This is a genomic window from Azospirillum sp. 11R-A, from assembly GCF_049472615.1.
Lineage (GTDB): Bacteria > Pseudomonadota > Alphaproteobacteria > Azospirillales > Azospirillaceae > Azospirillum > Azospirillum palustre.
In genome coordinates this window covers 108,996-134,811 of sequence record NZ_JBCEBL010000006.1, presented here as the reverse complement: position 1 = coordinate 134,811, position 25,816 = coordinate 108,996, and the positions used below count along the sequence as shown (strand labels likewise).

28 protein-coding genes are annotated in these 25,816 nt (G+C 70.4%); 12 read left to right on the top strand and 16 right to left on the bottom strand.

Annotated elements, in window-relative coordinates; translation table 11 throughout:
* The first annotated feature begins 7 nt into the window (after positions 1-7).
* Both VH569_RS11455 and ptsP read left to right on the top strand, forming a co-directional pair.
* Positions 8-310 carry an HPr family phosphocarrier protein gene (locus VH569_RS11455; protein WP_109052306.1) on the top strand — a complete coding sequence of 101 codons (303 nt, stop codon included), beginning with the start codon at positions 8-10 and terminating at the stop codon, positions 308-310.
* Positions 300-2,183 (top strand): phosphoenolpyruvate--protein phosphotransferase, encoded by a 1,884-nt coding sequence (ptsP, locus tag VH569_RS11450; protein ID WP_423315450.1) that lies wholly within the window; start codon positions 300-302, stop codon positions 2,181-2,183. The genes VH569_RS11455 and ptsP overlap by 11 nt, the downstream gene beginning before the upstream one ends.
* 36 nt (positions 2,184-2,219) lie before the next feature.
* On the opposite strand, the gene VH569_RS11445 is transcribed toward ptsP, so the two are convergent.
* Both VH569_RS11445 and VH569_RS11440 read right to left on the bottom strand, forming a co-directional pair.
* On the bottom strand, positions 2,220-3,095 hold the full coding sequence (locus VH569_RS11445; RefSeq protein WP_423315449.1) for a c-type cytochrome: 876 nt from the start codon (positions 3,093-3,095) through the stop codon (positions 2,220-2,222).
* Positions 3,092-3,973: a thermonuclease family protein gene (locus VH569_RS11440; RefSeq protein WP_423315447.1), complete on the bottom strand. Its 882-nt coding sequence runs from the start codon at positions 3,971-3,973 to the stop codon at positions 3,092-3,094. Before VH569_RS11440 ends, VH569_RS11445 begins: the two co-directional genes overlap by 4 nt.
* 52 nt (positions 3,974-4,025) lie before the next feature.
* Here VH569_RS11440 and VH569_RS11435 point away from each other — a divergent pair, with 52 nt between their 5' ends.
* Positions 4,026-5,501 (top strand): M48 family metalloprotease, encoded by a 1,476-nt coding sequence (locus tag VH569_RS11435; protein ID WP_423315446.1) that lies wholly within the window; start codon positions 4,026-4,028, stop codon positions 5,499-5,501.
* A 165-nt stretch (positions 5,502-5,666) separates the two neighbouring features.
* A complete protein-coding gene (locus tag VH569_RS11430) occupies positions 5,667-7,670 on the top strand; it encodes an adenylate/guanylate cyclase domain-containing protein (RefSeq protein ID WP_423315445.1) in 2,004 nt (667 codons plus the stop codon).
* Between the two features lie 188 nt (positions 7,671-7,858).
* On the opposite strand, the gene cobT is transcribed toward VH569_RS11430, so the two are convergent.
* The 4 genes from cobT to VH569_RS11410 form a co-directional block, all read right to left on the bottom strand.
* Complete coding sequence (gene cobT, locus VH569_RS11425; RefSeq protein WP_423315443.1) at positions 7,859-9,730, bottom strand: cobaltochelatase subunit CobT; 1,872 nt, start codon at positions 9,728-9,730, stop codon at positions 7,859-7,861.
* Positions 9,731-9,811: 81 nt separating this feature from the next.
* Complete coding sequence (locus VH569_RS11420) at positions 9,812-10,207, bottom strand: GxxExxY protein (protein WP_423315442.1); 396 nt, start codon at positions 10,205-10,207, stop codon at positions 9,812-9,814.
* Between the two features lie 107 nt (positions 10,208-10,314).
* On the bottom strand, positions 10,315-11,319 hold the full coding sequence (gene cobS, locus VH569_RS11415; RefSeq protein WP_109490458.1) for a cobaltochelatase subunit CobS: 1,005 nt from the start codon (positions 11,317-11,319) through the stop codon (positions 10,315-10,317).
* A gap of 74 nt (positions 11,320-11,393) precedes the next feature.
* Positions 11,394-12,038 (bottom strand): J domain-containing protein, encoded by a 645-nt coding sequence (locus VH569_RS11410; RefSeq protein ID WP_423315441.1) that lies wholly within the window; start codon positions 12,036-12,038, stop codon positions 11,394-11,396.
* A 150-nt stretch (positions 12,039-12,188) separates the two neighbouring features.
* Between VH569_RS11410 and VH569_RS11405 the strand changes: the two genes are divergently transcribed.
* Both VH569_RS11405 and VH569_RS11400 read left to right on the top strand, forming a co-directional pair.
* On the top strand, positions 12,189-12,464 hold the full coding sequence (locus tag VH569_RS11405; RefSeq protein ID WP_423315440.1) for a BolA family protein: 276 nt from the start codon (positions 12,189-12,191) through the stop codon (positions 12,462-12,464).
* 302 nt (positions 12,465-12,766) lie between these two features.
* Positions 12,767-13,246 (top strand): ribbon-helix-helix domain-containing protein, encoded by a 480-nt coding sequence (locus tag VH569_RS11400; protein WP_423315439.1) that lies wholly within the window; start codon positions 12,767-12,769, stop codon positions 13,244-13,246.
* A 60-nt stretch (positions 13,247-13,306) separates the two neighbouring features.
* Here the strand turns inward: VH569_RS11400 and VH569_RS11395 are convergent, their stop codons facing one another.
* From VH569_RS11395 to VH569_RS11375, 5 genes are all read right to left on the bottom strand, one after another.
* Entirely contained in the window at positions 13,307-13,942 is a 636-nt protein-coding gene (locus tag VH569_RS11395) for a DUF2889 domain-containing protein (protein WP_395458818.1), read from the bottom strand.
* A gap of 114 nt (positions 13,943-14,056) precedes the next feature.
* Positions 14,057-14,518 (bottom strand): CBS domain-containing protein, encoded by a 462-nt coding sequence (locus VH569_RS11390; RefSeq protein ID WP_423315438.1) that lies wholly within the window; start codon positions 14,516-14,518, stop codon positions 14,057-14,059.
* Between the two features lie 178 nt (positions 14,519-14,696).
* Complete coding sequence (locus VH569_RS11385) at positions 14,697-15,188, bottom strand: SRPBCC family protein (protein WP_423315437.1); 492 nt, start codon at positions 15,186-15,188, stop codon at positions 14,697-14,699.
* A 118-nt stretch (positions 15,189-15,306) separates the two neighbouring features.
* A complete protein-coding gene (aroB, locus tag VH569_RS11380; protein WP_423315436.1) occupies positions 15,307-16,452 on the bottom strand; it encodes a 3-dehydroquinate synthase in 1,146 nt (381 codons plus the stop codon).
* 51 nt (positions 16,453-16,503) lie between these two features.
* On the bottom strand, positions 16,504-17,280 hold the full coding sequence (locus VH569_RS11375) for a shikimate kinase (RefSeq protein WP_423315435.1): 777 nt from the start codon (positions 17,278-17,280) through the stop codon (positions 16,504-16,506).
* Positions 17,281-17,588: 308 nt separating this feature from the next.
* On the opposite strand from VH569_RS11375, the gene VH569_RS11370 reads away from it, so the two are divergent.
* The 3 genes from VH569_RS11370 to VH569_RS11360 all read left to right on the top strand — a co-directional run bounded on the left by VH569_RS11370 (position 17,589) and on the right by VH569_RS11360 (position 20,719).
* Positions 17,589-17,729 (top strand): hypothetical protein, encoded by a 141-nt coding sequence (locus tag VH569_RS11370; RefSeq protein WP_167393297.1) that lies wholly within the window; start codon positions 17,589-17,591, stop codon positions 17,727-17,729.
* Positions 17,730-17,847: 118 nt separating this feature from the next.
* Positions 17,848-19,653: a hypothetical protein gene (locus tag VH569_RS11365; RefSeq protein ID WP_423315434.1), complete on the top strand. Its 1,806-nt coding sequence runs from the start codon at positions 17,848-17,850 to the stop codon at positions 19,651-19,653.
* A gap of 43 nt (positions 19,654-19,696) precedes the next feature.
* Positions 19,697-20,719 (top strand): site-specific tyrosine recombinase XerD, encoded by a 1,023-nt coding sequence (locus tag VH569_RS11360; protein WP_423315433.1) that lies wholly within the window; start codon positions 19,697-19,699, stop codon positions 20,717-20,719.
* Positions 20,720-20,785: 66 nt separating this feature from the next.
* Here the strand turns inward: VH569_RS11360 and VH569_RS11355 are convergent, their stop codons facing one another.
* Both VH569_RS11355 and VH569_RS11350 read right to left on the bottom strand, forming a co-directional pair.
* The gene (locus tag VH569_RS11355) at positions 20,786-21,097 is read right to left on the bottom strand and encodes a polyhydroxyalkanoic acid system family protein (RefSeq protein ID WP_098740825.1); all 312 of its coding nucleotides are present in this window, start codon (positions 21,095-21,097) and stop codon (positions 20,786-20,788) included.
* A 123-nt stretch (positions 21,098-21,220) separates the two neighbouring features.
* A complete protein-coding gene (locus tag VH569_RS11350; protein ID WP_098740824.1) occupies positions 21,221-21,523 on the bottom strand; it encodes a 4a-hydroxytetrahydrobiopterin dehydratase in 303 nt (100 codons plus the stop codon).
* Positions 21,524-21,665: 142 nt separating this feature from the next.
* Between VH569_RS11350 and VH569_RS11345 the strand changes: the two genes are divergently transcribed.
* Complete coding sequence (locus VH569_RS11345; RefSeq protein WP_423315432.1) at positions 21,666-22,016, top strand: metallopeptidase family protein; 351 nt, start codon at positions 21,666-21,668, stop codon at positions 22,014-22,016.
* A gap of 25 nt (positions 22,017-22,041) precedes the next feature.
* Here VH569_RS11345 and VH569_RS11340 read toward each other — a convergent pair whose 3' ends face one another.
* Both VH569_RS11340 and cobB read right to left on the bottom strand, forming a co-directional pair.
* Positions 22,042-22,653, bottom strand: a complete 612-nt coding sequence (locus VH569_RS11340; RefSeq protein WP_423315431.1) for a uracil-DNA glycosylase family protein — start codon at positions 22,651-22,653, stop codon at positions 22,042-22,044.
* Positions 22,646-23,386: a Sir2 family NAD+-dependent deacetylase gene (gene cobB / locus VH569_RS11335; RefSeq protein ID WP_423315429.1), complete on the bottom strand. Its 741-nt coding sequence runs from the start codon at positions 23,384-23,386 to the stop codon at positions 22,646-22,648. The genes VH569_RS11340 and cobB overlap by 8 nt, the downstream gene beginning before the upstream one ends.
* A gap of 109 nt (positions 23,387-23,495) precedes the next feature.
* Between cobB and VH569_RS11330 the strand changes: the two genes are divergently transcribed.
* Both VH569_RS11330 and VH569_RS11325 read left to right on the top strand, forming a co-directional pair.
* Positions 23,496-23,993 carry a low molecular weight protein-tyrosine-phosphatase gene (locus VH569_RS11330; RefSeq protein WP_423315580.1) on the top strand — a complete coding sequence of 166 codons (498 nt, stop codon included), beginning with the start codon at positions 23,496-23,498 and terminating at the stop codon, positions 23,991-23,993.
* 69 nt (positions 23,994-24,062) lie between these two features.
* Entirely contained in the window at positions 24,063-25,259 is a 1,197-nt protein-coding gene (locus tag VH569_RS11325) for a sensor histidine kinase (protein WP_423315428.1), read from the top strand.
* A gap of 53 nt (positions 25,260-25,312) precedes the next feature.
* On the opposite strand, the gene VH569_RS11320 is transcribed toward VH569_RS11325, so the two are convergent.
* Entirely contained in the window at positions 25,313-25,783 is a 471-nt protein-coding gene (locus VH569_RS11320; protein ID WP_423315427.1) for a DUF2000 family protein, read from the bottom strand.
* Between the last annotated feature and the right edge of the window lie 33 nt (positions 25,784-25,816).

Genomic DNA, 25,816 nt, shown 5'->3' with positions numbered 1-25,816 from the left:
GCCTGCGATGAGCCCCCCCGACGACACGGCATCCGCCGACGGCGAAATCCGCCGCACCGCCACCATCACCAACCAGCGTGGCCTGCACGCGCGCGCCTCGGCCAAGTTCGTCAAGCTGGTCGCCACCTTCGATGCCGAGATCTCGGTGCGCCGCGGCGAGTCCGTGGTGTCCGGCGAGTCGATCATGGGGCTGATGATGCTGGCCGCCGGTCCCGGCACCACGGTCGAGCTGCGCGCCAGCGGCGCCCAGGCCGATGCCGCGATGGACGCCCTCCTGGACCTGATCAACCGCAAGTTCGATGAAGAATGATCTGCCCCCCGCCGGCCAGACCGGCGGCCCGGTGTCCGGCCCCGACCGCGGCGGTTCCGGCGGCACCCCGTCGCCCGAGCCGGTGAGCGGTTCGGCCAACACGCCCGCCAGCACGGCCGCCAGCGCTGCGGCGCGCGCCCTGCGCGGCCTGGGCGTGTCGCCCGGCATCGCCATCGGCCCGGCCCATGTGGTGGAAAGCGGCGCCGTCGCCATCCCCGAATACGCCATCGAACCGCAAGCGGTCGAGGCGGAGGTCGCCCGCTTCAACGAGGCTGCGACCAAGGCGCGCCGGCAGATCAAGAAGCTGAAGAGCAAGGCGCTCGTCCTGCCCGACTCGGCGTCGGAGGAGATCGGCTTCCTGCTCGACGCCCATCTGTCGATGGTCACCAACTCGCGCCTGACCCGCGGGGTGGAGCATCGCATCAAGCAGGACCGGATCAACGCCGAGGCCGCCATCCAGGCGGAGATCGCCGCCATCGCCGCCACCTTCGCCGGCATGGACGACGCCTATCTCGCCGCCCGCATCGACGACATCCGCGAGGTCGGGCGGCGGCTGACCCGTAACCTGATGAAGCAGGAATACCGGGCCTTCAGCAGCCTGCCTCCCGGCAGCATCATCCTGGCGGAGGAATTGACCCCCGCCGACACCGCCCTGCTCGACCCCACCGTCGTCGGCGGCTTCGCCACCGTGCTGGGCGGGGCGGAGGGCCACACCGCCATCCTCGCCCGCTCGCTCGGCCTGCCGGCGGTGCTGGGCGCGCCCGGCCTGCTGGCCGGCGTGCGCAACGGCGTGACGGTGATCGTCGACGGGCTGCAGGGCCGCGTGCTGATCGACCCGCCGGCCGACGTGCTGGCCGATTACAGCGAGCGCCGTGCCGCCCGCGAGCGCGAGCGCCAGGGGCTGAAGAGCCTGCGCAAGCTGCCCGCCGTCACCCGCGACGGCACCGCCATCACGCTGATGGCGAATCTGGAGCTGCCGCGCGATCTCGACCACGCGCTGGAACATGGCGCCCAGGGCATCGGGCTGCTGCGGACCGAGTTCATGTTCATGAACCGCGACCATCTGCCCGACGAGGATGAGCAGTACGCCGTGCTGCGCACCATGATCGAGGGGATGGGCGGCCGCACCGTCACCGCCCGCACCATGGATCTGGGCGGCGAGAAGCTGGCCGGCTGGATGGCCGGGCGCTATGGCGAGCCGGCCAACCCGGCGCTCGGCCTGCGGGCCATCCGGCTGGGGTTGCGCGAGCCGAAGCTGCTGGAGACGCAGCTCGCCGCCATGCTGCGCGCCGGCGTCCACGGTCCGCTGCGCATCCTGCTGCCGATGATCGCCTCGGTCACCGAGGTGCAGAAGGTGCGCGAGATGATGGGGCAGGTCGCCCGCCGGCTGCGCCGCCGCGGCGTCGCCATCGCCGACCCGCTGCCGCCGGTGGGCGTGATGGTGGAGGTGCCGGGGGCGGCGCTGGCCGCCGACGCGCTGGCCTATGCCGCCGACTTCTTCTCCATCGGCACCAACGACCTGACCCAGTACACGCTGGCCATCGACCGCGCCGACGAGCAGGTCGCCACCCTCTACGACCCGCTGCATCCGGCCGTGCTGCGCCTGATCCAGTTCACGGTGGAGGCCGCCCTGCGCGCCCGCATCCCGGTGTCGGTCTGCGGCGAGATCGCCGGCGATCCGCGCTACACGGCGTTGCTGCTGGGGTTGGGCGTGCGCGAACTGTCGATGGCGCCGCTGGCGGTGCCGGCGGTGAAGAAGCGCATCCGCTCGCTCGACCTGGTGGAGGCGGGCCGCCGCGCCCGCGTCATCATGGACCAGAGCGACAGCGGCCGCATCGCCACGCTGCTGGACGATTTCAACGCGACCCTGTGAGGTAAGACCGGTGGGATGGGGGCGAAAGCCCCCCTCTCACGGTGCCTTCCGCCCCGCCATATGGCCGAGATAGGCGACGACCCGATCCAGATCGGCATCGCTCAGCATCGCCGGGTCGAAGCCCGGCATCTGCTGGCCCGGCCATGTCCGGACCGAGCGGGGATCGCGGATCAGCGTCTTCAGCCCGGCGGGCGTCAGATAGTCGGTCGGGTTCATCGGCCGGTTCAGGTCCGGCCCCATCGTGGCGCTGCCGGCGCCGTTCAGCGTGTGGCAGGCCATGCATTGGGTGATGAACACCGCCTGTCCGGCACGGATGGCCGAGTCGGCGGGCAGGCCCGGCTCGACCGCCAGCTGCGGCCAGCGGCGCAGCGGATCGTCGGAGGCGACGATGCGGGCCAGCTGATAGGGCCATTGTTCGCTGCGCACCCCCGACGCCTCCGGCCGCACCCAGACCAGATAGAAGGGACCGGCGGACACCGCCTTGCCCGGCAGGTTGGGCCAGGGCCGGTCGGCCGGCTCCACCGCCAGGAAGGCGACGGCGCCGTCGGGACCGCTGCGCAGGCACAGCTCCGGCGGCAGCTGCGCGGTGAAGCCGTCCGACGCCACCCCCTCCAGCACCGTGCCGGGTGGGAAGTCTCCAGACGGCGCTATGGCGGTGCCCAGCAGGCTGGCGAGCGGCACGGCGCGGTAGCTCATCGGCCGGCCATAGGAGATGTCGGCCGGGATGTCGACGGTCACCGCGTCGGGCCGGGCCAGCAGGGCGTCGCGGTCGAACACCCGCTCGGTTCCGGCAACGGCGATCGTCAGCGCCGGCCCGCCGGCCAGTGCCGGATGCAGCGGCAGGGCGGCGAGCAGCAAAGACAGGGCGGCAAGCAGGCGTCCAGCCACAGGCCCAAGCGACGGCTTTTTCATTCCAGATCGTCCTCCCCTTCGTCGTCATCCCAGGATTCGTCATCGGCGCCGGAGCGTTGCAGGGCGGCGGAGGCCGGCTCCCGCTCCAGCCGCTCGATCTGGTCGGGATGGGTGATCTCGATCATGGGGCCATTGCGCAGCGTGATCCAGCCCCGCACGCGCACCCGGCGGCCCTCGTAGGACAGCGGGTCGATGCCGGCGCGGATGACCTCGCGCATCGCGGCGCGGCCGATATGGACGGTGACGTCGCTGCGCCAGTCGGTGCCGAAATCGAGCCAGCTCTCGCCGCCGCTCTTGGACACCGCCAGCACCAGCCCTTCCACCAGCTGGTAGCTGTCGCGGTCGCGGGATAGCTCCTCCGGGTCGGCGGCGTCGCGCACGGCATAGACCCGGCTGCGCCACAGCCCGCGCCCGGCGTTGCGCGCGGCCTCCTCGCCGGCCAGCAGCTCCGCCGCATAGGCGCGGGCGTCGGGCCGGGTGTGGACCCGCGCCAGCCCACGGACCAGCAGCGCCGATTGCAGCCACAGCCCGTCCTCCCGCACCAGATGGGCGAGCAGACGGCCATGGCGGTCGGTCGGCGCCGGCCCGTGCAGGACGACGCGGCGGCCGAGCGCCAGATCGGCCAGCGCCGCGGTCGCCGCCTCGGCCAGCGGCCAGACCCGCCCGTCCGCGGGGTTGGCGTTTCGCGGCGGCTTGGCCGCGTCGATCCCGGCCAGCCGGACCCGGCGGCCGTCCTCCAGCTCCAGCGTGTCGCCATCCAGCACGGCGGTGACCCGCAGCCCGTCCGCCGAGGCGGCGACCGGCAACAGGCCGCACAGCAGCAGGCAAGCGAGCAGCAGAACCGGCAGGCGCACAAGCGGGAGCGTGACAAGTGTCATCGGGAAGGCCGTCCTTGCGGAACATCCGCCGCCGGGCGGGGTTTTGACCGGTATGCCGACCGATCTCCCCTTCCGCAAGCCCCTCCGCGTCGCACTGGCTGCCCTCCTGCTGGCGGCGGTGACGCCCACCCTGGTCGCACCCGCGCCGGCCCACGCCGGGCTGCTCGACAACGTGCTGTCCGGCGGCGACGAGGCGGCGCTGGGCGCGCAGGAACACCCGAAGATCCTGGCCCAGTTCGGCGGGGCGGTGAAGGATGCCCGGCTCCAGGGCTACATCGACCAGCTCGGCCGCAAGCTCGCCGCCACCACGGCGCTGGCGCGCGATCCCTGGACCTTCACCGTGCTGGACAGCGACGTGGTCAACGCCTTCGCCCTGCCCGGCGGCTATGTCTATGTCACCCGCGGCCTGCTGGCGCTGGCGAAGGACGAGGCCGAGGTGGCCGGTGTCCTGTCGCACGAGATCGGCCACGTCACCGCCCACCATTCGGCGCAGCGCCAGACCCGGCAGACCATTGCCGGGCTGCTCGCCGCCGGGGTCGGGCTGGTGTTTGGCAACGACACGCTGGCGCAGCTGGCCGGGCTGGGCGGCACCGCCGTCGTCGCCAGCTATTCGCGTGAGCAGGAGCTGGAGGCCGACCAGCTCGGCGTGGAGACGCTGCGGCGGACCGGCTACGACCCCTTCGCCATGGCGACCTTCCTGGAGACGCTGCGCCGCGACAGCCAGTATGACGGCCTGCGCGCCGGCAACAAGGGCGGCGACGGCTTCGACTTCCTCGCCAGCCATCCGGCCACCGAGGAGCGCGTCCGCCGCGCCGCCGACCTCGCCCGCGCCATTCCGCCGGGCGGCGCCCGTCCGCGCGATCCTTACCTGGCGGCGGTCGACGGCATGATCTATGGCGACAGCCCGGAGAACGGCTATGTCCGCGGCCGCACCTTCGCCCACCCGCAGCTCGGCATCGCCTTCACCGTGCCGCAGGGCTACTCGCTGCTGAACGGCGCCGATCAGGTGGTCGCCAAGGGACAGAACGGCACCGCCATGGCCTTCGACGGCGGATCGGCGGCCGGCGTGTCCGACCCCGCCAGCTTCCTGACCGGGGTGTGGGGCAAGAGCGCGACCCTGTCCAACCTCCAGCGCCTCACCATCGGCGGCATGGCGGCGGCGACCGCCACCACGCGCGGCGAGTCCGACGGCACCAGCGCCGACATCCGTCTGGTAGCGATCCGCGCGCCGGACGGGAAGATGTACCGTTTCACCTTCCTGGCGCCCGCCGGATCGCTGGCTCGTTTCGATAACGATTTCCAGGCGGCGGCCAACAGCTTCCACCGCATGACCGCGGAGGAGGCCGCCGGCTACCGTCCCCGCCGCGTGCAGGTGACGGCGGTGCAGCCCGGCGACAGCGTCGCCGGCCTCGTCCGCCGCATGCCGCAGGAACCCTATGCCGAAGAGTTGTTCCGGATCATCAACGACCTGCCGCCCGGCACGGCTCTGCAACCCGGTCAGCGGGTGAAGGTGATTGTCGGGCAATAGGACGGGGAGTAGCGGCAACCCTTGGCATAAGCATGACCGCATGAAATCCGCGTAAGGATACAGCCCCGCGGGTTGCCGCCGGCCGGATGGGCGGGTAGGCTGCCGCGCATGTCCGATACCCCGTCAGCGCGCCCCCAGATTGCTCTGCCCCTTCCGGCGACGGCCGTGAAGCCGGCTGGAAAGGCGGCGGCGAAGGCTGTTGGGAAAAACGGGGGAAAAGCCGGCCCGAAGCCCGCCGGGCGCCGGCGCCTGCGGCTGCCCATCGCCGCGGTGCTGGTGGCGGGGTTCGGCTCGCTGATGCTGGCGGCGGTCGCCAGCGTCCTGGTGCTGGGTCTGGTCAGCGCCAGCACCAACACTTTCGCCCTGCTGAACGACAAGGCCGATCTGGCGCTGGCCGGGGTGGAGGTGCGGGTCCGCCACCAGCTCGACCCCGCGCGCGAGATGGCGCGCTTCGTCGCCGGACTGATCGAGCGCGGCGACCTGCGTGCCGGCGACAACACGGCGATGATCGACACGCTGCGCGGCGCGCTGGCAGGCGCGCCCGACGTCACCGGCCTCGCCTTCGTCCGCCCGGACCTGACCGGCGTCCGCGTCGGCCGGCTGAACGGCGGGCTGGTCGCCGATCCCTTCGACATGCAGGGCGACAGCGACATCCCGCCGGAGATTCTGGACGGCCCCAACCGCAGCGCCGCCACCTGGGCCGATCCGCGCTGGCTGAAGGAGGCGCAGAACAGCTTCGTCACCCTCTACCAGCCGGTGCGGCGCGACGGCCGCTATCTGGGGCAGGTGGCGGTCGGCGTGTCGCTGGGCGACCTGTCGCGCTTCCTGTCGGTGCTGTATGTGGAGCAGGGGCTGAACGCCTTCGTGCTGTACGACCAGAGCCATGTGCTGGCCCATCCGGCGCTGGTCGGCCGCAGCTTCGATTTTTCCGGCAAGCTGGACGGTCCGCCGCTGCCGCGCACCGATCAGGTCGACGACCCGGCGCTGGCGGCGCTGTGGTCCAACGGCGTGCCCGTCCAGTCGCTGAAGAAGCGGGTGGAGGCGCGCGCCGTCCAGGTTCTCGGCAGCGACTACATCTTCCTGACCCGCAAGATGGCCGGCTACGGCCAGCAGGACTGGATCATCGGCATCGGCTATCGCGACGGCGAGCTGAATGTCGAGGTCCGCCGGCTCTACATCACCGGCGCCGTCGGCCTCGCCATCCTGCTGGTGTCGGTCGGGGTGGCGCTGCTGGTCGGGCGGCGGATCAGCCGGCAGGTGGCGCGGCTGGCCGAGGCCGCCGACCGCGTCCGCGCCTTCGAATTCCGCGCCATTCCAGACCTGCCCGACTCCCGCCTGCGCGAGATGGCGCGCGCCGCCACCGCCTTCAACGCCATGGTCGCCGGCCTGCGCTGGTTCGAGACCTATGTGCCGAAGGCGCTGGTCCTGCGCCTGATGCGCCAGCGCGAGACCGAGGGCGGGCTCGATTCGGTGCAGCGCGAGGTGACGGTGATGTTCACCGACATCCGCGGCTTCTCCCGCATGGCCGAGCATATGGCCGCCGCCGACACCGCCGCCCTGCTGAACGAGCATTTCACCCTGCTCGCCGCCTGCATCGAGGCGGAGGGCGGCACGGTGGACAAGTTCATCGGCGATTCGCTGATGGCCTTCTGGGGCGCGCCGGAGGCGCAGGAGGACCATGCCGTCCGCGGGCTGCGCGCGGCGCTGGCGATCCACCACGCCATCCGCGCCGACAACCGCCGCCGCGTCGCCGAGGGCCGGGCGCCGATCCATGTCCGCGTCGGGCTGCACAGCGGACCGGTGGTGGTCGGCAACATCGGCTCCGACAGCCGGATCAACTACACCATCGTCGGCGACACCGTGAACGTCGCCGCCCGGATCGAGGAGCTGTCGGCTGCCCTCCAGGGCGAGTCCGAGGTGATCGTCCTGACCAGCGGCGTCACCGCCGCCAAGGGCAAGGACGCCGTCCCGCTGGTCCGCCAGGGCGGCCGGTCGCTGCGCGGCCGGACCGGCATGACCGAACTCTGGCGCCTGGTGCTGGAGGAGGAGAAGAAGGACGCGGCGAAGACGGCGACGGCAGCTGGGGAGAAAGCGGCACCGATACAACTCCCTCTCCCGCCCCGGGAGAGGGAAGGGGCCCAAGCGGAGCTTGGGAAGGGTGAGGGGTGATCCAAGGAACCATGTGGTATTGGTTTCTTGGGTCACCCCTCACCCTCCCGCCTTCGGCGGGTCCCTCCCTCTCCCGGGACGGGAGAGGGTATTTGGGGCTTCGCAGGTAAGGATACACCCTGATCCAAGCCGGTATTCCCAGCTAAGTCACTGACAAAGCTGGAAACACCCCCGCCCGCTTCCTTACCTCAGCGCCAGCCGCGACGGCCGCCGCGGCGGTCGTCCTCGTCGAACAGTTCGGCCAGCTTGTTCATCATCGTGCCGCCCAGCTGCTCCGCATCGACGATGGTCACGGCGCGGCGGTAATAGCGGGTCACGTCGTGGCCGATGCCGATCGCCACCAGCTCGACGGGCGAGCGGGTCTCGATCTGCTCGATGGTCTGGCGCAGGTGGCGTTCCAGATAGTTGCCGGCATTCACCGACAGGGTCGAGTCGTCGACCGGGGCGCCGTCGGAGATCACCATCAGGATGCGGCGCTGTTCCGGCCGGCCGAGCAGCCGGTTGTGCGCCCATTGCAGCGCCTCGCCGTCGATGTTCTCCTTCAGGATGCCTTCGCGCAGCATCAGGCCCAGGTTCTTGCGGGCGCGGCGCCACGGCATGTCGGCCGCCTTGTAGACGATGTGGCGCAGGTCGTTCAGCCGGCCGGGATGCGGCGGCTTGCCGCCCGCGACCCAGGCCTCGCGCGCCTGCCCGCCCTTCCAGGCGCGGGTGGTGAAGCCCAGCACCTCCACCTTCACCGCGCAGCGCTCCAGCGTGCGGGCGAGGATGTCGGCGCTCATCGCGGCGATGGAGATCGGCCGGCCGCGCATCGAGCCGGAATTGTCGATCAGCAGCGACACCACGGTGTCGCGGAAGTCCATCTCCTTCTCCGCCTTGAAGGAGAGCGGCAGGACCGGGTTGGCGACGACGCGGGCCAGCCGGGCGGCGTCGAGGATGCCTTCCTCCAGGTCGAAGTTCCAGGAACGCTGCTGCTTGGCCATCAGCCGGCGCTGCAGCCGGTTCGCCAGCTTGGAGATCACGCCCTGCAGATTCTGCAACTGCTGGTCCAGCAGGTGGCGCAGCCGTTCCAGCTCCGCCGGGTCGCAGAGGTCGGCGGCGTCGACCACCTCGTCATACTGGGTGGTGAAGGCCTTGTAGGCGTTGGGATCGGGCTCGTTGCGGCGGTTGAGGTCGTTGCGCCAGGGCTGGCCAGGGCCGGCGGGCTCCTCCGCCCCCTCGCCCTCGCCCATCTCCATGTCGCCTTCCTCGCCGGCGCCCTCCTCGGCGCTCTCGCCGGCTTCCGACGAGTCCTGCATCTCCGACGAGGCCATCGATTCGGCGTCGGACTGGTCGTCGTCCTGGCCGCGGGTCTGGCCGTGCTGGGGCGACTCCTCGTCCTCGGAGGACTGGGTCTGCTGGTCCTCCTCCTCTTCCTGGTCGGCTTCCTGCCCGACTTCCATGTCGAGGTCGGCCAGCAGGCGGCGGACGGCCTTGGCGTAGGCCTCCTGGTCGCCGGCGTAATTCGCCAGCCCCTTCATGTCCTTGCCCAGCCGCTCCTCGATCCAGGGGCGCCAGAGGTCGACGGCGTGGGCGGCGGCGGGCGGCGGTGCCGCACCGGTCATCGCCTCACGCGCCATCATCCGCAGCGCTTCCGACAAGGGCACCTGCCCGCGGTCGTCGAAGCGGTCGAAGCCCTGGCGGGTGTAGCGATCCTCCAGTGCCGCTTCCAGATTGTGGGCGACGCCGGCCATGTCGCGGCTGCCCAGCGCCTCGCAGCGCGCCTGCTCCATCGCGTCGTAGGCCTGGCGGGCGGCATCGCCCAGCGGCATGCGGTGGGCATGCACCGTGGCGTCGTGATGGCGCAGCCGCAGCGCCACGGCATCGGCCGCCCCGCGCAGTTTGGCGACCTCGACCGGGTTCAGGTCGCGCGCCGGCAGCGGCACCCGCACGCGCTGACCCGACAGCCCCGGCGGGTCGGACGAAAAGCCCACCTGCACCTCCGCCCGCCGGGACATGGCGCGCACCGTGGCGGTGGTGGACCGCTTGAAGGCTTCGACGGGGGTGTCGTTCTGGGTGGTCATCGCGGGGCGTCTTTGTTCTTGGGTAAAGTTAAGGCGCGGTGGACAAGATTGACACGGATGTCACGGATTTAGACACGGATTTCACGGATGTCTTGACCGTGGCAGTACACGCCTGATGGCAAGGCGCGGCTCAGCGAAGTTGAAAAGGAGAGCCGTGGGCAAGCCGCTGACATGAAGGTAGTTCAAGACCTGCCTTACATGTGAGTCACCCAATGTCTCGCATGCTTTCAACTCGATGATGACCTGTCCTTCCACAACGATATCCGCGAAATAGCTGCCCACCGGGTCGCCTTTGTAACGGACTTGGAACGGTACCTCGGCGGCGGCTTCCAGACCGCAGTCAGCCAGTTCGCGCAGCAAAGCCTTTTTATAGACTGCTTCGACGAAGCCATGACCGAGGCCGTTGTGTACGGCGAAGGCGGCGCCGACGATGCGCTTGGTCAAGCCGTCCAGCGCGTCGCCAAGGCTCACCTTCATCCGTGAAATCCGTGTTTATATCCGTGACATCCGTGTCGATCTTGTGCGCGTGGCCGCGACCTTCGGCAAGGCGGGTACCGCCCTGGGGAGTTCCGCGGCCAGACACGTCACACGAGGTTCGCCTGGACCCCCGTCTCCGGCAACTCCACGCCGAAGCAGCGCTGGTAGTATTCGGCCACCGTCGGCCGCTCCACCTCGTCGCACTTGTTCAGGAAGGTGATGCGGAAGGCGAACGCCACGTCGCTGAAAATCTTCGCGTTCTCGGCCCAGGTGATCACCGTGCGCGGGCTCATGACGGTGGAGATGTCGCCGTTGATGAAGCCGGCGCGGGTCAGGTCGGCCAGACGCACCATCGACGCCACCGTGTCGCGGCCGCGGGCGTCGTCGTAGGACGCGACCTTGGCCTGGACGATCTTCATCTCGGCGTCGACCGGCAGGTAGTTCAGCGTCGCCACGATGTTCCAGCGGTCCATCTGGCCCTGGTTGATCTGCTGGGTGCCGTGATAGAGGCCGGTGGTGTCGCCGAGGCCGACGGTGTTGGCGGTGGCGAACAGGCGGAAGGCCGGGTGCGGGCGGATGACGCGGTTCTGGTCGAGCAGCGTCAGCTTGCCTTCCACCTCCAGCACGCGCTGGATCACGAACATCACGTCGGGGCGGCCGGCGTCGTATTCGTCGAACACCAGGGCGCAGGCATGCTGCAAGGCCCAGGGCAGGATGCCCTCGCGGTATTCGGTGACCTGCACGCCGTCGCGGAGCACGATGGCGTCCTTGCCCATCAGGTCGATGCGGCTGATGTGGCTGTCCAGGTTGACGCGGATGCAGGGCCAGTTCAGCCGGGCCGCGACCTGCTCGATGTGGGTCGACTTGCCGGTGCCGTGATAGCCCTGGACCATGACGCGGCGGTTGTAGGCGAAGCCGGCGAGGATGGACAGAGTCGTGTCCCGGTCGAAGCGGTAGGCGCTGTCGAGGTCGGGCACATGCTCCGAGCGCTGGCTGAAGGCCGGCACCTGCATGTCGCTGTCGATGCCGAAGACCTCACGCACCGAGACCGTCGTGTCGGGCTTGTGGTCGAACAGGGCCGAGCTGGCCTGGGTCGCTCCTTGGGAAGCCATGGGTGGTTTCTTACGTTCCAGCGAGTGTCGGTTGTCCAGCGGCCGCGGGATTGACCCGGCCCGCCAACGGGGGTTCAGGCAGCATAACAGGCTTTCAGCGTATTGTAGGCCTGATTGATTTCTTTCAGGCGTTCTTCCGCAGCCTTGTCGCCGCCGTTGGCATCGGGATGATGCTTTTTCGCAAGCTCCCGATAGCGTGCTTTGATCCGTGCGAAGTCCACCGGCGGAGTCAGTTCAAGGACCGCCAGCGCCTTTTCCTCTTCGGTGCGGGCGTGGTGGCGCCGGTGCGCCTTTTCCTCGTTCTTCGTCTTGCCGGTGTCCTGGCCGAATTCGAAACTGAAGCCGTTGACCACGCGGTCGCGGATGAAGCGCTCCTGCGTCGCCCATTTGCCGAGCGGCCAGCTCGGCCGCTGCCAGGTGGTGTCTTGCCGCACCTCCGCCTCGATCTGGTCGGTGGACATGCCGGCGTAATAGTCCCAGGCCCGGTTGTACTCCCGGACATGCTCCAGGCAGAACCACCAGTACTCGTTGAGGCTGCTGCGGCTTTTCGGCGCACGGAATTCGCCGGCGGCGACGCAATCGGGATGGTCGCACACACGGGTGGCCGCGCGCGGGGCGGCGTAGCTGTCGTAACTGGAGCGGGCACGGTTCCTGGTCATCGGGCAAGTATGGGAAGAGCCGGTGCCTCTGGCAAGCACGCCGAATCGAGCTTCCGTCATCCGCAATCTGCGGGTCGCCGGGCTTGACAGACGCTTGACAGGGCAGGGATCGCACCGTCTCCTGACCGTTGGCGCGCCGGCCGGGTCACGACGTCCCGCCGCAGCCTCCCCCATCCCTCCCCGACCAGCGACGAGACATCAGGATCCGCCATGGAATACGCCACCCGCATCCGCGAAAAGCTGACCGCCGGACTGGCGCCGGACCGGCTTGAGGTCGCCGACGACAGCGCCCGCCATGCCGGCCATGCCGGGGCGGATGCCGCCGGGGAAACCCACTTCCACGTCACCGTCGTCTCCGCCGCCTTCGCCGGCAAGTCGCGGGTGGAGCGCCAGCGGATGGTCTATGCGCTGCTGGCCGACGAGTTGCGCGAGCGGGTGCATGCGCTGGGGCTGACCACCCACGCCCCCGGTGAAGCCGGGGCCTGAACGGGGCCGGAAAGCCCGCACGCATCCCGTCCACAGGAGGTTCATACCGGTCGTTCGTCCGCTTCAAATAACGAGCGGTTGATGCGGCCGAAACAGCATACATATGAATGCAACCAAGAGTCGATTTTAGGAAAACTTGTAAGAATGAGAGACGCTAGCGTGGTTGCATTTCCCGCTGCGTTTAGTAAAGTATGATATATGCAACCATTTATCGCGCCGTGGTGGACACAAACTTCGCATGTCCGCCGGCGGCTTCGTGGAAGGGGCTGCGGATGGCGAAGCGTGGGCCGAAGAAAAAGCGCGTGATCACCTCCCATGCGGGGGTGGAACCGCTGAGGAGTCAGAACATCATGATCGGCGGGCACCGCACGAGCATGCGGCTGGAACCGTCGATGTGGGATGCTCTGGAGGAGATCGGCCGTCGGGAAGGCCTGACCGTCAACCGCCTCTGCACCCAGATCAAGGAGCGGATCGAGGAACAGGCGCGCCGCAAGGGCATCAAGCCGGAAGACGCCGATGTCACCCTGACATCGGCCGTGCGCGTCTTCATTGCGTCCTATTACCGGCGGGCCTGCACCGAGGACGGTCATATGCGTGCCGGCCATGGCGGCAGCGACCCGTTCGTCGGCACGCCGTTCGAGCTGCCGATGGCTGACGAGGAGGACGGTGTCAAGGCCGCGGTCGCCGCGGGCGGCAGCTTCCCCACGCCCGGCCCGACCCCAGGTCCTACCCCCGGCCCGACCCAGGCCGCAGGTCCGGCCCAGCCCGGTCTGGACGCCTGAGCGGCACCGCCCGGCGCCCGCCCGGCTGATTTCCGGCGGGCGCCCGGGGCGAAGGCTATTCTATTCCGCCGCCTCTTCCCGGGCGGCGTCTTCGTTTTGAGGGCCGGCGCGATCATGGCCGGTGTAGTGCGCAGGCCAATGCCTGCGTACCACCTCGCCGTTGCTGTCGAAGATATGGCACATGTTCAGCAGCACCGGCCGCTTGCCGTCGTCCTGGGCCGGCTTGCCGGACGCCTTCGCGCGGTCCGCCGCCTCGCGGGCCAGGATCGGGTAGACGGTCTGGAAGGCGGTGGTCGCCAGCGGCCCCAGCAACTCGACCAGATGGGTGCAGCCCTTCGCTCCGCCCAGCCGGTCCTTCACCGCCCGGGTCCAGCCCGGTCCGACGCGCAGGCCCACCAGCTGCTGGAACTGCGGCGTGATGCTGCCACAGGCCTTGTAGGGGCTGTGTTCGGTCACCGCCTCCACCGCCTGGACGGTCAGCTTGTCGTCGACGGTCAGGCGCATCCACATCTGGTGGATCGGGGTTCCCGGCTCCAGATGCCCACGCTCCTCCGTGTGGAAGCCATAGCTTTTGACGTCGGTCAGGTGGCCTTCGATGTCCCACAGCCCGTCGGCGCGCCGAAAGCCCTGGCAGGTGACACGACGGGTGTGGATCGGCTCGCGCGCGGCGGGGGCGGACAGCGAGGGCGCGGACATCGGGCTTTCCAGTTCAGCAAAGAGGATGGCTCACCCTCGACTATCGGTGGGGCCGGGCGCCCGGTCAACCCGACCCCACCGCAACGCAGCGTTACCTATGGGTCAAGCTTGCCGTCAGCCCAGCGTGGCCTCCGCCGAATAGCCGCTGCCGAACATGTAGGCCTCGCGGCTGCGCAGTTCGTCCTCCAGATGGGTGCGCACCACGGCGAACAGGTCGCGGATCGACACCATGCCGACCGCCTCGCCACCCACCGCGATGGGCAGGTGGCGGTAATGGTGCCGCTCCATCAGGTCGAGCGCCTCCAGCGCCGTCGCCGAGGGCTCCAGCGTGTCGGGATCGGCGGTCATCACCGACGACAGAAGGGTGGTGTCGGGGTCGAGCCCGGCCGCGACCACGCGGGCGGTCATGTCGCGCTCGGTGACGATGCCCTTCAGCGTCCTCCCTTCGGTGACCAGCACCGCGGCGATGCGCTTCTGCGCCATCAGCGTGGCGGCGTCGCGCACGGTGGCGCCCGGCGGCAGGCAGGTCAGTTCCTGGTTCTTGATGACATCGGGCATCAGTCGGCGTGTCGGCATGTGTCCCATCTCCCTCGTGATTGCAGGTTTTGTGGACGAACGATGCACTCGACCGCGATTTCGCAGCGCGGCATACACGATCCTGTCAGCTTGATGGACCGATCGTCAATAGAACTGATTGTCTGGAACTTCCCGCATGCGCCGGGTCACTGCCGGGTCACTGCTGGCGGCGGCGCCGTTACTGGCCGGACTCCAGCCGCTTGCGCAGCCCGTCGAAGCCGCTGGTGTAGATGCCGGCGATGGTCTTGCGCGCGTCCGCGTCGGAGGCGCCGCTGGCCTGGAAACGCGAGGACCAGGTGATGCGGGTGGTGTGGGCGTCCACCGCGCTCAGCCGGATGGTGGAGGTGTAGTTCTTCACCGGCAGCGGCCCGGTCAGCAGCGTGTAGCGCAGCCGGTGCTTGGCGGCGGAAAGGCCGGTCAGCCGTTCCTGGAGGGCACCGCCGCCCTTCAGCGCGATGTCACGCTCCTGCCTGTCGCCGGTCTTGCGCAGGGTGCAGCCTTCCACCGCGGGGTGCCAGTCGCTGATCGCGCAGAAGGGGGCGATCTGCTTCCACACCTGCTCGACCGGCGCCTTGATCGTCGCCTGTTCGCGAACCTCCAGCGCCATGGCCGGTGCTGCCGCCAGCAGTAGCACCGCACCCATCGCCGACATCCCAAGCGTCTTCTTCATCGCCCATCCTCCCCATCGGTGCCGCGGACGGAATGGCCGCGGTCTTGGAGGAAGTATGGGCGGGCAACCGCTGTCGCTGCTATTGTGCGAAAGACGGATTATCCGTGATAGGCGAGGATCAGGCGGGCTGGACCGACTCGGCCAGAACGGCGCGGACGGCGGCGGTATCGACGTCGCGGCGGGTGAAGGCGTTGCCGATGCGGTCGGCCAGGATGAAGGTGATGCGGCCGTCCTGCACCTTCTTGTCCTTCGCCATCGACCGCACCAGTCCATCGACGTCCCAGGCGACGCCGGGGATGTCGGCCGGGCGCACCGGCAGGCCGACATCGGCCAGATGGGCGCGGGCGCGCCGCGCGTCGTCGGCCGGGCACAGCCCGAGCCGGACCGACAGGTCGAAGGCCAGCACCATGCCGATCGCCACCCCTTCGCCATGAAGCAGGGTCTGGCCGAAGCCGGTCGCCGCCTCCAGCGCATGGCCGAAGGTGTGGCCCAGGTTCAACAGCGCCCGGTCGCCGCTCTCGCGCTCGTCGACGCCGACGATGTCGGCCTTGGCGCGGCAGCTGACCGTCACCGCGTGGCGCCGGGCGTCGCTGTCGCCGTCCACCACCCGCCGGCCGTTCCGCTCCAGCCAGGCGAAGAAGTCGGGCTGGCGGATCAGGCCGTATTTCACCACCTCGGCATAGCCGGCCAGCACCTCGCGCCGCGGCAGGGTGTCCAGCGTGGCGGTGTCGGCGATGACCAGACGCGGCTGGTGGAAGGCGCCGATCAGGTTCTTGCCGTGCCGGCTGTTGATGCCGGTCTTGCCGCCGACCGAGCTGTCGACCTGGGACAGCAGCGTGGTCGGCACCTGGATGAAGTCGATGCCGCGCAGGGCCGACGCCGCGGCGAAGCCGGTGATGTCGCCGATCACCCCGCCGCCCAGCGCCAGCAGGACGGTGGACCGCTCGATGCCGCGGCCCAGGATGTCGTCCATCAACTGCTGGAAATGGGCGAAGTCCTTGGTCTTCTCGCCGGCCGGCAGGACGATGGCCGGCTGCGGCGCGATCCCCGCCGCCAGCATCGCCGCGTTCAGCGTGTCCAGATGCAGCGGCGCGACGTTGGCGTCGGTCACCACGATGGGCGCCCGGCCGCGGGTGATCGCGGCGATGCGCTCGCCGGCATCGCCCAGCACCCCGTCGCCGACCAGGATGTCGTAGCTGCGGGCGCCCAGCTCCAGGCGGACGGTGTCGAGTGCGGCCGGGGTGGTGGCGTTGACGGAGGTCATCGGGGCAGTCCGCGAAGCTGGTGGTTCATGACAAGGGGCGGGAGGCGGGGATCAGGGCGCGTCGGTTTTGGCGGTATCGGTTTTGGCAGCGTCGGTCTTTGGGGCGTCGGGCTTTCCGGGCCGGCCGCCGCGCTGGGCGTTGCCCTGGCCCTGGGTCTGGCCCTGGGGCTGGCGGTGGGGAAGCTGGACACCGAAATGCGCCTCCAGCGCGTCGATCACCAGCTCCACTGTTACGTCGGGCGGGCGCTCGTCGCTGACCACGGTCAGGTCGGCCTCGGCATAGACGGGGTAGCGCTGCTCCATCAGCCGGCCCAGGATGGTGCGCGGATCGCCCTGGTTCAGGATCGGGCGGTGGGTGCGCCGGGCGGTGCGGGCGACCAGCACGTCCAGTTCGGCGCGCAGCCAGACCGACACGCCGTGCTGGCGGATGGCGGCGCGGGTTTCCGGGTCCATGAAGGCGCCACCGCCGGTCGCCAGGATATGCACCGGCTCGTCCTTCACCAGACGGGTGATGATGCGGCGTTCGACGGAGCGGAAGACCGGTTCGCCGTCGCGGGCGAAGATTTCGGCGATGGTGCAGCCGGCCGCCGCCTCGATCTCGGTGTCGGCGTCGCGGAAGGGCAGGTGCAGGCGCGTGGCCAGCCGGCGCCCGATGGCGCTCTTGCCCGCCCCCATCAACCCGACCAGCACCACGGTGCGCGGCAGCAGCGGCACCGCATCCTCCGCCGGGCCCGTGCCCGGACCTGCCCCCGGACCTTGGGCCGTCATCGCCTTGCGCAGTCCCATCACATCCATCCGATCCGCCACCCGCACTCCCGGCCCCAGCATGCCGGCGTCTTCGCCGGCCGTCACACCGCTGCAACAGACAACACTCATACCCGCCGAAAGCTGGCCGGCACAAGCGCTCCGGTTCCGCCCTGCCCTGCCCCGCATCCTGCTGCGGAGCCGGCGAATGGCCCGGTGGACGGGTTGCGCCGCGGTCCAACCTGTGGCTACACTGCGCCGTCCTTCGGCCGCCGGCCGGAGCCGCGGATGCTTTAGCAGAAAAGCCCTTGCTTGTCCCAAGCCCTGCGGATGCAGGACATGGTAGCTCCGCTCCGATCTTCCGCTTTCCGACACAACACGTCCCTGGTGCCATGAGCCGGTTTCTCTCGATCCTCTTCGTCCTGCTGTTGCTGGTGATCGCCGGTGGCATGGTGTTCCTCGCCTCGTGGGACCTGCCGGCTCCGTCGAAAACGGTGGAGAAGGTTCTGCCGGATGAGCGCTTCCCGCGCTGAACCCCGACCATCGGCCGGAAGCGTCCGACCGAGCGTCCTACAGAAGCATGCCCGGTCCCAGGGAGTCGGACGGGCAACCGTTCAGCTTCTGGCCGGGCTGCTGGCGGCTGGCTGGTCCATGGCCGCCGCAGCCCAGGCCTTCGGCCCGCCGGTCCGGCTGACGCCCGACGCCGCGGTGGAAACCCCTGCCCCGTCCCGGCCCTCCGCACCCGCTCCTGTCATCGTGCCGGCCTATCCGCCCGCGGTCGCGCCGCCGCCCGCCGTCTCGCCGGTGGTGGCGCGGCCGGCGCCGGTCGCGCGCGAGCCGCTGGGGGCGCCCGATCCGGACGGCGCCGGCCTCCTCGACGGTTTGCAGGGGCTGGGCGGCGACCCCTGGCGCGGTCTTGGCCGGGCGGAGCTTCTTCCCCTGATCGCCGCCCTGCCGGTCGACACCCCGTCTCCCACCGTCAAGGCGCTGGAACGCCGCCTGCTGCTGAGCGCCGGCTCTCCGGCTGTCGCGACCGGGGAAGCCCCGCCGCCCCGCCGCCTCGGCGCCCTGCGCATCGAAAAGCTGGCGCGGCTCGGCGATCCCGCCGGGGCAGCCGAACTGGCCGGGCGTCTGCCGGCGGCGCTGGCGGCGGACGAGCCGGCGGCCAGGGCGCTGACCGATGCGGAGCTGGTGCGCGGCGGGCTGGATTGCCCGCGTGCGCTGGCCCGCGGCAAGAGCTTCGCCTCCGCCTATTGGGCCAAGCTGGGCCTGTTCTGCCGCGCCCGCTCCGGCGACCGGGCCGGCACGGACGAGGCGCTGGCGGTCTTGCGCGACAGCCGCCGGTCCGACCCCTTCCTGCCGGTTGCCGAGGCGCTGGCCGGTGCCGCCCCGCCGCCGGCCCGCTCGCTGTCGCTGCAAGCCGATGCGGACGGGCTGGCGCTGCTGCTTGCCGCCATGCGCACGGCGCGGATCGGCGTGCCGCCCGACCGGCTGCCGCTGGAGACCCTGCCGGCGCTGGCCGCCATCGCCACCAACCCCGCCACCGATCCCACCACCCGCGCCGCCGCCGGCGAACGGGCGGCAGCCGCCCTGTTCCTCGATGCCCGGCAGCTCCAGGATCTCTACGCCCAGGTGCCGGCGGTGGGGGATGAGCTGCTGCGGGTCCGCGACATCGCCCGGCGCGACCGCGGCGCCCGCACCCGCGCGCTGGTCCATCAGGCGATGGCGGCGGCGATGGACGGGCGTCGGCGCGTCGCGCTGGCCGCGCTGGCGGTGGAGCTGGTCGATCCGCGCCTGCGCGCCGGGCCGGTCGGCGGTGCCGCCGCCGGGCTGCTCGACGGCGTGTCGCCGACCGGCGACGCCGCGGCGCTGGCCCCGGCGGCGGCCCGGCTCTATTACGCGCAGGGGCGGCTCGATCAGGCGCGGCGCTGGCACGATCTGGCGCTGCGCAGCGGCCGGAGCGCCGACACCGCCTGGCTGTGGCCGCTGGCGGTGGTGGCGACGGGCCAAGGACGCAGCCAGGGCGGCGGCGATCCGGCTGCGCTGGGCGCGTGGCTGGACGAGGCGCTGCGCGGCGCCGACACCCCCGCCCGCAACCGCGTCGCCGGCCAGCTGGCGCTGCTCCAGGCCACTGGGGTCGCCATCCCGGACGAGGCCTGGATGACCGTTACCGATGGCGCCGGCCCGCCCAGCGGCAGCGAGGCCGGCGTCGATCCCGCATTGTGGCAGCGGCTGGGCGACGCCGCGGCCGGCGGGCGCATCGGCGAGACGGTGGCCGTCGCCCTGATCCTGCTTGGGGAGGCCGGACCCGCCACCCTGCCGCCCGTCGTCACCGCCCGCGTGGCGGCCAACCTGAAGGCGGTCGGGCTGGAACCGGACGCCCGCGCGCTGGTTCGCGAGGCGATGGCCGCCATCGCCGGTCCCACCGCCCAGGCCCCGAATCCAACCGCCGAATGACCTTCCGCCCCGTGGAGCCCGCCACCACCATGACGCCGACACCATGACCGGCAGCAAAAAGACCGCCGCCAAAGCCGGTGCCAAGCGGCGCGGCCGGCCGTGCAAGCCGCGCCCGCTCGCCACCTCGCCGCATCTGGACGCCTTCCTCGACATGCTGACGGCGGAGCGCGGGGCGGCGGTGAACACACGGCTGGCCTATGAGCGCGACCTTGCCGACCTCGGCCGCTGGCTGGCCCAGCGCAGCGTGGCGCTGGAGGCGGCGGGCACCGAGGATCTGCGGGCCTATCTGGCGGTGCAGAGCAAGGACGGCGCCCCCCGCACCGTGGCGCGGCGGCTGTCGGCGATGCGGCAGTTCTACCGCTTCCTGCTGTCGGAAGGCCGCCGCACCGACGATCCCGCCTCGCCGCTCGACAGCCCCAAGCAGGGCCGTCCGCTGCCCAAGATCCTGACGGAGGCGGAGGTCGGCGCCATGCTGTCCACCGCCGAGGCGCGCGGCGGGCCGGAGGGCTTGCGGCTGGTGGCGCTGCTGGAGGTGCTCTACGCCACCGGCCTGCGCGTGTCGGAACTGGTCGGGCTGCCGATGACCGCGATCATGCGCGACGGCCGCGGCCTGCTGGTGCGCGGCAAGGGCGGCAAGGAGCGGATGGTGCCGCTGTCCGACCCGGCGCTGGCGGCGCTGGCCGGCTACATCCCGTTCCGCGGGCACTTCATCCCGCCGGCCGCCGGGGCAGGGGGCGAGGCCGGGCACAGCCCCTTCCTGTTCCCATCACGCATCTCCGCCGAGGGGCACCTGACGCGCCAGCGCTTCGCCCAGCTGTTGAAGCAACTGGCCATCGACGCCGGCATCGACCCGGAAAAGGTCAGCCCCCACGTCCTGCGCCACGCCTTCGCCACCCATCTGCTCGACCATGGCGCCGACCTGCGCTCCGTCCAGAAGATGCTCGGCCATGCCGACATCGCGACGACGCAGATCTACACCCATGTGGTGACGGAACGGCTGAAGAGGGTCATGCACGACCACCACCCGCTGGCGCGCCGCAAGGTGGAAGAGGCGTCGGAGGGGTAGGGCAGGTAAGGATAGGCGGGAGGGGCAGGGCGGGGGCAATCGAAGCCCGCACCTCCCCCACTATCCTTACTTCTTCTCCAGCATCAGCGTGCCCTGGCGCGAGACCTTGTTCTTGATCTTGTCGGCCAGCAGGGCGAGCGCCCAGGGCAGTTGCACCTCCATCTCGACCCGGTCGTCCAGCACGTCGATGTGGCCGGCGATGGTCTGGGCCAGCGCCACGACGTGGAAGTTCAGGCGGTCGTCGGTCCAGCTGTCGTCGACGCTGGCCGACACGGCGCTCAGGCGCGCCCGCACCTCGCCCATGCCGTCGACCAGCCGGCGCTTGGCCTCCGCCCGGCCGAGCGAATGGGGGATGGACAGGGTCAGGGGTTTCGGCATGGTCGGCGGCTCCGCACTGCACGGTGTTGTCCCGCCGCCCGGTCGGCGGCGGAACAGGAGTAACGCCGGGGGCGGGCGATGGGTCCCGCCCCGGCGGTCACTTAGCGGTCACTTGGCAATCACTCAGCGGTCGTGCAGGGGCGCCATCTGGTCCAGGCGATGGGCGAAGTCAACGTCGGCCTGGGTCACGGCGTCGCTTTTGCGGGTGTAGAGGATCACCTCGACCCGGCCCAGGTCGTTGAACCATTCGGGATGGTGGCCGGTCTTCTCGGCCAGCAGGGCGACCTGGTTCATGAATCCCCAGGCGGCGGGGAAATCGGCGAAATGGTAGGTCTTGCGGATGGCGTCGCGTTCCAGCACCTCCGCCCAGCCGTGCAGTTCCTTCAGCGCCGTCTGGCGATGCGCGCCGACAAGACGATCCGACATGATGACCTCCCTTTCCTTAAGTCTCTCTTTTGCCGCCCGCAGCTTCTTGGCGAACGGGCGGCGGTTCGCTACCTTCTGCGGCATGATACGGAAACCTTCAGGTCCCCATACGGTTCCGCCCACGGTCGAAGACCTGGAGCGCATGGCCGAAGAGGCGCTCGACACAATCCCGGCGGAGCTGCTCGCCCCGGTCGGGAACCTCGTGATCCATGTCGAGGATTTCCCCGATGAGGATACCGAGCGGGAGATGGAGCTGGAAAGCCCATTCAACCTGCTGGGCCTCTATCGGGGCGTGGATCTGACGCGGCAAAGCGTCGCCGACCTGCGCGGCGGGCCGGACATGATCTTCCTCTACCGCCGCCCGATCCTCGATTACTGGTGCGAGACGGGGGAGGAGCTGCCGGCCATCGTCCGCCATGTCCTGATCCACGAGATCGGCCACCATTTCGGCTTCTCCGACGAGGACATGGAGCGGATCGAGACGATGGAGTAGGGGGAGCAGGCGAGGGGAGGGCGGTTCAGTCGCCCAGCGCGTCCGCCACCCGGCGGCGCAGGGCCGGCACCAGATCCTCATCGAACCACGGGTTGCGGTTCAGCCAGGCGGTGTTGCGCCAGCTCGGGTGCGGCAGAGGCAGGAAGGCCGGGCCGTACTCCCGCCAGTTCGCCACCGTTTCCGTCATCGTCGCCTTGCGGCGGCCGCCTAGGTAGCGCGCCTGGGCGTACTGCCCGATCAGCAGGGTCAGCCGCACGCCGGACAGCGATTCCAGCAGCGGCGGGTGCCACAACGGCGCGCATTCCGGACGCGGCGGGTAATCGCCGCCCTTGGGCATGGTGCCGGGATAGCACAGCCCCATCGGCACCACGGCGATGCGGGATTCGTCGTAGAAGGCGGGACGGTCCATCGCCAGCCACTTGCGCAGCCGGTCGCCGGAGGCGTCGTCCCAGGGGATGCCACTGGCATGCACCCGCGCACCCGGCGCCTGCCCGACGATCAGCAGGCGGGCGGTGGGGCTGCCGCGCAGCACCGGGCGGCAGCCATGGGGCAGCACCCCCGCACACAGCGTGCAGGCGCGCGCCTTTGCGAACAGGCGGTCGAGATCCGAACCGCCTTCAACGATTTCATCAGACAAGCGTCAGCAAATCCTGGACGAAGGCCGGCACCACCTGGGTCGCCGGGCCGTGGATCGAGCTGTGGAAATAGGAGGCGCCCTCCGACGGTTCCAGGTTCAGCTCGACCGTATAGGCGCCGGCCGAGCGTGCTTCCGCCACGAAGCCGGCGGCGGGATAGACATGGCCGGAGGTGCCGACCGACACGAACAGGTCGCATTCCTCCAGCGCCCGCTGGATGCGCTCCATCTGATAGGGCATCTCGCCGAACCACACCACGTCGGGCCGCATGCCGCCCTTGCGGCCGCAGGTCAGGCAATGGTCGTGCACCGACAGGTCGCCCTGCACCTCCACCACCGTGCGGCAGTGCAGGCAGAAGGCCTTCAGCAGTTCGCCATGCATGTGCAGCGGCGCTTTCGACCCGCCGCGCTCGTGCAGGTCGTCGATGTTCTGCGTCACCAGCAGGACGTTGCCCTTCCAGCGCCGCTCCAGCTCCGCCAGCGCCCTGTGCGCGGCGTTGGGCTGCACCGCCGGATCGGCGAGGCCGCGGCGGCGGTCGTTGTAGAAGCGGTGGACCAGATCGGGGTCGCGGGCGAACCCTTCCGGCGTCGCCACATCCTCCAGATCGACCTGGCTCCAGATGCCGCCGGCGCAACGGAAGGTGTCCAGCCCCGACTCCTTGGAAATCCCGGCCCCGGTCAGGATGACGATCCGGTCGGTCGGACGCAGGCGGTTGGTCAGGGCGGGAGCGGGCATGGGATCCCCCTTAGCGGTTCGGAAACCGGTCATGTGGAAAACTGTTGCGGCGTACGCTCGTCACGCCCGGAAGTAAAGCCGCAGGAAACGAGGAAGAGGAATGCCAGGGGTGCTCAAGGTCCTGTTCGTCTGCACGGGCAACATCTGCCGCTCGCCCACCGCCGAGGGGGTGTTCCGCCATCTGGCCGAACGCGCCGGGCTCGGCGCCCTGGTGAGCGCCGACTCCGCCGGCACCCACGGCTATCACGTCGGCGAGCCGCCCGATCCGCGCACGGTGCGCGCGGCTCTGGCCCGCGGCGTCGACCTGTCGGCCTTGCGCGCCCGCAAGGTGGTGGCGGACGACTTCACCCGCTTCGACCATATCCTGGCGATGGACCACGGCCATCTGGCCCAGCTGCGCCGCATCGCCCCGGCCGGCGCCACCGCGGCGCTGCGCCTGTTCCTGGACGATGCGGCGGGGGTGGAAGGGCGGGAGGTGCCCGATCCCTATTATGGCGGCCCCGACGGGTTCGAGCAGGTGCTGGACCTATGCGAGGCCGGGTCGCGCGGCCTGTTGGACCGCCTGTCGCGCGAAAGCCGGTTTCCGATTCGCGAAAGCCTCGGGTAACGTCTCGCGGTTTCCCGGCTGCTTGATCTATGCTGTCGGGACAAGGCCCATTCGGAGCATCCCGTCACCATGACCAGCGCCACCACCGGCACAACCGCGCCCGGCGGAATCCTCGACGGCATCGTCCTGTTCGAGGCCTTCTCGCCGGAGGAGCGCGCGGCCGTGGCCTCGCGCGGGCGGGTGTTCGACGCCGCGGCCGGCACCGTCCTGATGCGCGAGGGCGACAGCGCCAGCTCGCTCTACGTCCTGCTGGACGGCACGGTGCGCGTGGTGCGCGACGATCCCTTCGGCGATCAGGTGGAGGTCGGGTTCCGCCGTGCCGGCGACTGTTTCGGCGAAATGGCGCTGATCGACGGCGGCTCCCGCTCCGCCTCGGTCATCGCCGCCACGCCGGTCACGGTGTTCGAACTGGAGCGCGACCTGTTCCTGTCGCTGATCTCCCCCTCGCCCGACCTGCTGGCGAAGCTGCTGCGCGAACTCAGCCGCATGATCCGCGAGGTATCGGAGCGGGTGGTGCGCGAGGATCTGGAGCGGCGCGCCCGCATCGCCGAATCGGCGCTGGCCCGCCAGCGCGCCATCACCCAGGCGGTGACCGGGCTGGCGCATGAGCTGAACACGCCGCTCGGCGTCTGCGTCACCGCGGCCAGCCATTTGCAGGATCTGGCCCGCCCCGGCAACGGCCCGCTGTCCACCGAAGAACTTCGGGAACCGGCGGCCCTGCTCGACGCCAACCTTGCCCGCGCGGTGGAGCTGGTGGAGGCCTTTTCCGCCATCGCCGCCTGCCAGACCGCCGAACCGCTGGAGGCGCTGGACCTGCGCCGCATGGCGGAGGACGCGGCGAGCCTGTTCGCGGTCCAGCATCCCGACCTGCCGCTGGTCGTCCGGATCGTGCCCGGCGCCGCCTGCCCCTGGATCGGCTATGCCCCGCATCTGGAGCGGGTGCTGCACCACCTGTTCGCCAACGCCGCCGCCCATGGCTATGGCGGCGGTCCGGGCGAGGCCGAGGTGACGGTGGAGCCGGCGACGCTGGATGCGGTCCCGGCCTGGAACCTGATCGTCCGCGACCGCGGCGCTGGCATTCCGGCCAACAACCTGCCGACCCTGACCGACGCCTTCTTCACCACCGCGCGCAACCGCGGCCACAAGGGGTTGGGGCTGGCGGTGGTGTTCAACACGGTGACCGGCCCTCTCGGCGGCCGGCTCGCCATCGACAGCGTGCCGGGCAACGGCACCAGCGTGACGATCACCGTTCCGCAGGAGCTGTGACGGGCGGGTTGACGCTACCCGTGGCGTTCATCCGCCGCCCTCACCCATGCCCTTTACCCATGCAGGGCGAGGCCCTTCACCGTCTTGTCCACCGCCTTCTTCGGCCCGCGCAGGGCCAGCCCGACCAGATCGGGGGCATCCGGGTTCTCAGCCTGGAAGGCGGCGCGGTTGGCGGCGTCGTGGCCGGTGGCGAACATGGCGGCGACATAGGGCACCAGCGTCAGCCCCCGTTCCAGCGCCGCATCGCGGACGGCGCGCAGCCGGTCGCGGTCGGCGGCGAAGATCAGCATCGGCTGGCCCAGCATGCGGCCATAGCGGCGTCCGGCGCCGTCGACATAGTCCCCGCCCAGCGCGTCCGGCGCCGCGGCGGCGATCCCGGTGGCGAGGAAGGCGGCGACGTTCAGCTTCTGCCAGACCGCCAGATCGGTGCGGACGACCAGCGCGACCTTGGTGTCGAAGCGGACGGGCGCGTCCGCGGGATCGGTTTCGGGCATCGAGCTATCGGGTATCAGGCTATCGGGCATGGCAATCATCTCCTTTGCCCCTTCAGATGCCCG

Coding starts and splice junctions, on each gene's coding strand:
- VH569_RS11455 (WP_109052306.1), top strand. CDS start 8: ATGAGCCCCCCCGACGACACGGCATCCGCCGACGGCGAAATCCGCCGC.
- ptsP (WP_423315450.1), top strand. CDS start 300: ATGAAGAATGATCTGCCCCCCGCCGGCCAGACCGGCGGCCCGGTGTCC.
- VH569_RS11445 (WP_423315449.1), bottom strand. CDS start 3,095: ATGAAAAAGCCGTCGCTTGGGCCTGTGGCTGGACGCCTGCTTGCCGCC.
- VH569_RS11440 (WP_423315447.1), bottom strand. CDS start 3,973: ATGACACTTGTCACGCTCCCGCTTGTGCGCCTGCCGGTTCTGCTGCTC.
- VH569_RS11435 (WP_423315446.1), top strand. CDS start 4,026: ATGCCGACCGATCTCCCCTTCCGCAAGCCCCTCCGCGTCGCACTGGCT.
- cobT (WP_423315443.1), bottom strand. CDS start 9,730: ATGACCACCCAGAACGACACCCCCGTCGAAGCCTTCAAGCGGTCCACC.
- VH569_RS11420 (WP_423315442.1), bottom strand. CDS start 10,207: ATGAAGGTGAGCCTTGGCGACGCGCTGGACGGCTTGACCAAGCGCATC.
- cobS (WP_109490458.1), bottom strand. CDS start 11,319: ATGGCTTCCCAAGGAGCGACCCAGGCCAGCTCGGCCCTGTTCGACCAC.
- VH569_RS11410 (WP_423315441.1), bottom strand. CDS start 12,038: ATGACGGAAGCTCGATTCGGCGTGCTTGCCAGAGGCACCGGCTCTTCC.
- VH569_RS11405 (WP_423315440.1), top strand. CDS start 12,189: ATGGAATACGCCACCCGCATCCGCGAAAAGCTGACCGCCGGACTGGCG.
- VH569_RS11395 (WP_395458818.1), bottom strand. CDS start 13,942: ATGTCCGCGCCCTCGCTGTCCGCCCCCGCCGCGCGCGAGCCGATCCAC.
- VH569_RS11390 (WP_423315438.1), bottom strand. CDS start 14,518: ATGCCGACACGCCGACTGATGCCCGATGTCATCAAGAACCAGGAACTG.
- VH569_RS11385 (WP_423315437.1), bottom strand. CDS start 15,188: ATGAAGAAGACGCTTGGGATGTCGGCGATGGGTGCGGTGCTACTGCTG.
- aroB (WP_423315436.1), bottom strand. CDS start 16,452: ATGACCTCCGTCAACGCCACCACCCCGGCCGCACTCGACACCGTCCGC.
- VH569_RS11375 (WP_423315435.1), bottom strand. CDS start 17,280: ATGCTGGGGCCGGGAGTGCGGGTGGCGGATCGGATGGATGTGATGGGA.
- VH569_RS11370 (WP_167393297.1), top strand. CDS start 17,589: ATGAGCCGGTTTCTCTCGATCCTCTTCGTCCTGCTGTTGCTGGTGATC.
- VH569_RS11365 (WP_423315434.1), top strand. CDS start 17,848: ATGGCCGCCGCAGCCCAGGCCTTCGGCCCGCCGGTCCGGCTGACGCCC.
- VH569_RS11360 (WP_423315433.1), top strand. CDS start 19,697: ATGACCGGCAGCAAAAAGACCGCCGCCAAAGCCGGTGCCAAGCGGCGC.
- VH569_RS11355 (WP_098740825.1), bottom strand. CDS start 21,097: ATGCCGAAACCCCTGACCCTGTCCATCCCCCATTCGCTCGGCCGGGCG.
- VH569_RS11350 (WP_098740824.1), bottom strand. CDS start 21,523: ATGTCGGATCGTCTTGTCGGCGCGCATCGCCAGACGGCGCTGAAGGAA.
- VH569_RS11345 (WP_423315432.1), top strand. CDS start 21,666: ATGGCCGAAGAGGCGCTCGACACAATCCCGGCGGAGCTGCTCGCCCCG.
- cobB (WP_423315429.1), bottom strand. CDS start 23,386: ATGCCCGCTCCCGCCCTGACCAACCGCCTGCGTCCGACCGACCGGATC.
- VH569_RS11325 (WP_423315428.1), top strand. CDS start 24,063: ATGACCAGCGCCACCACCGGCACAACCGCGCCCGGCGGAATCCTCGAC.
- VH569_RS11320 (WP_423315427.1), bottom strand. CDS start 25,783: ATGCCCGATAGCCTGATACCCGATAGCTCGATGCCCGAAACCGATCCC.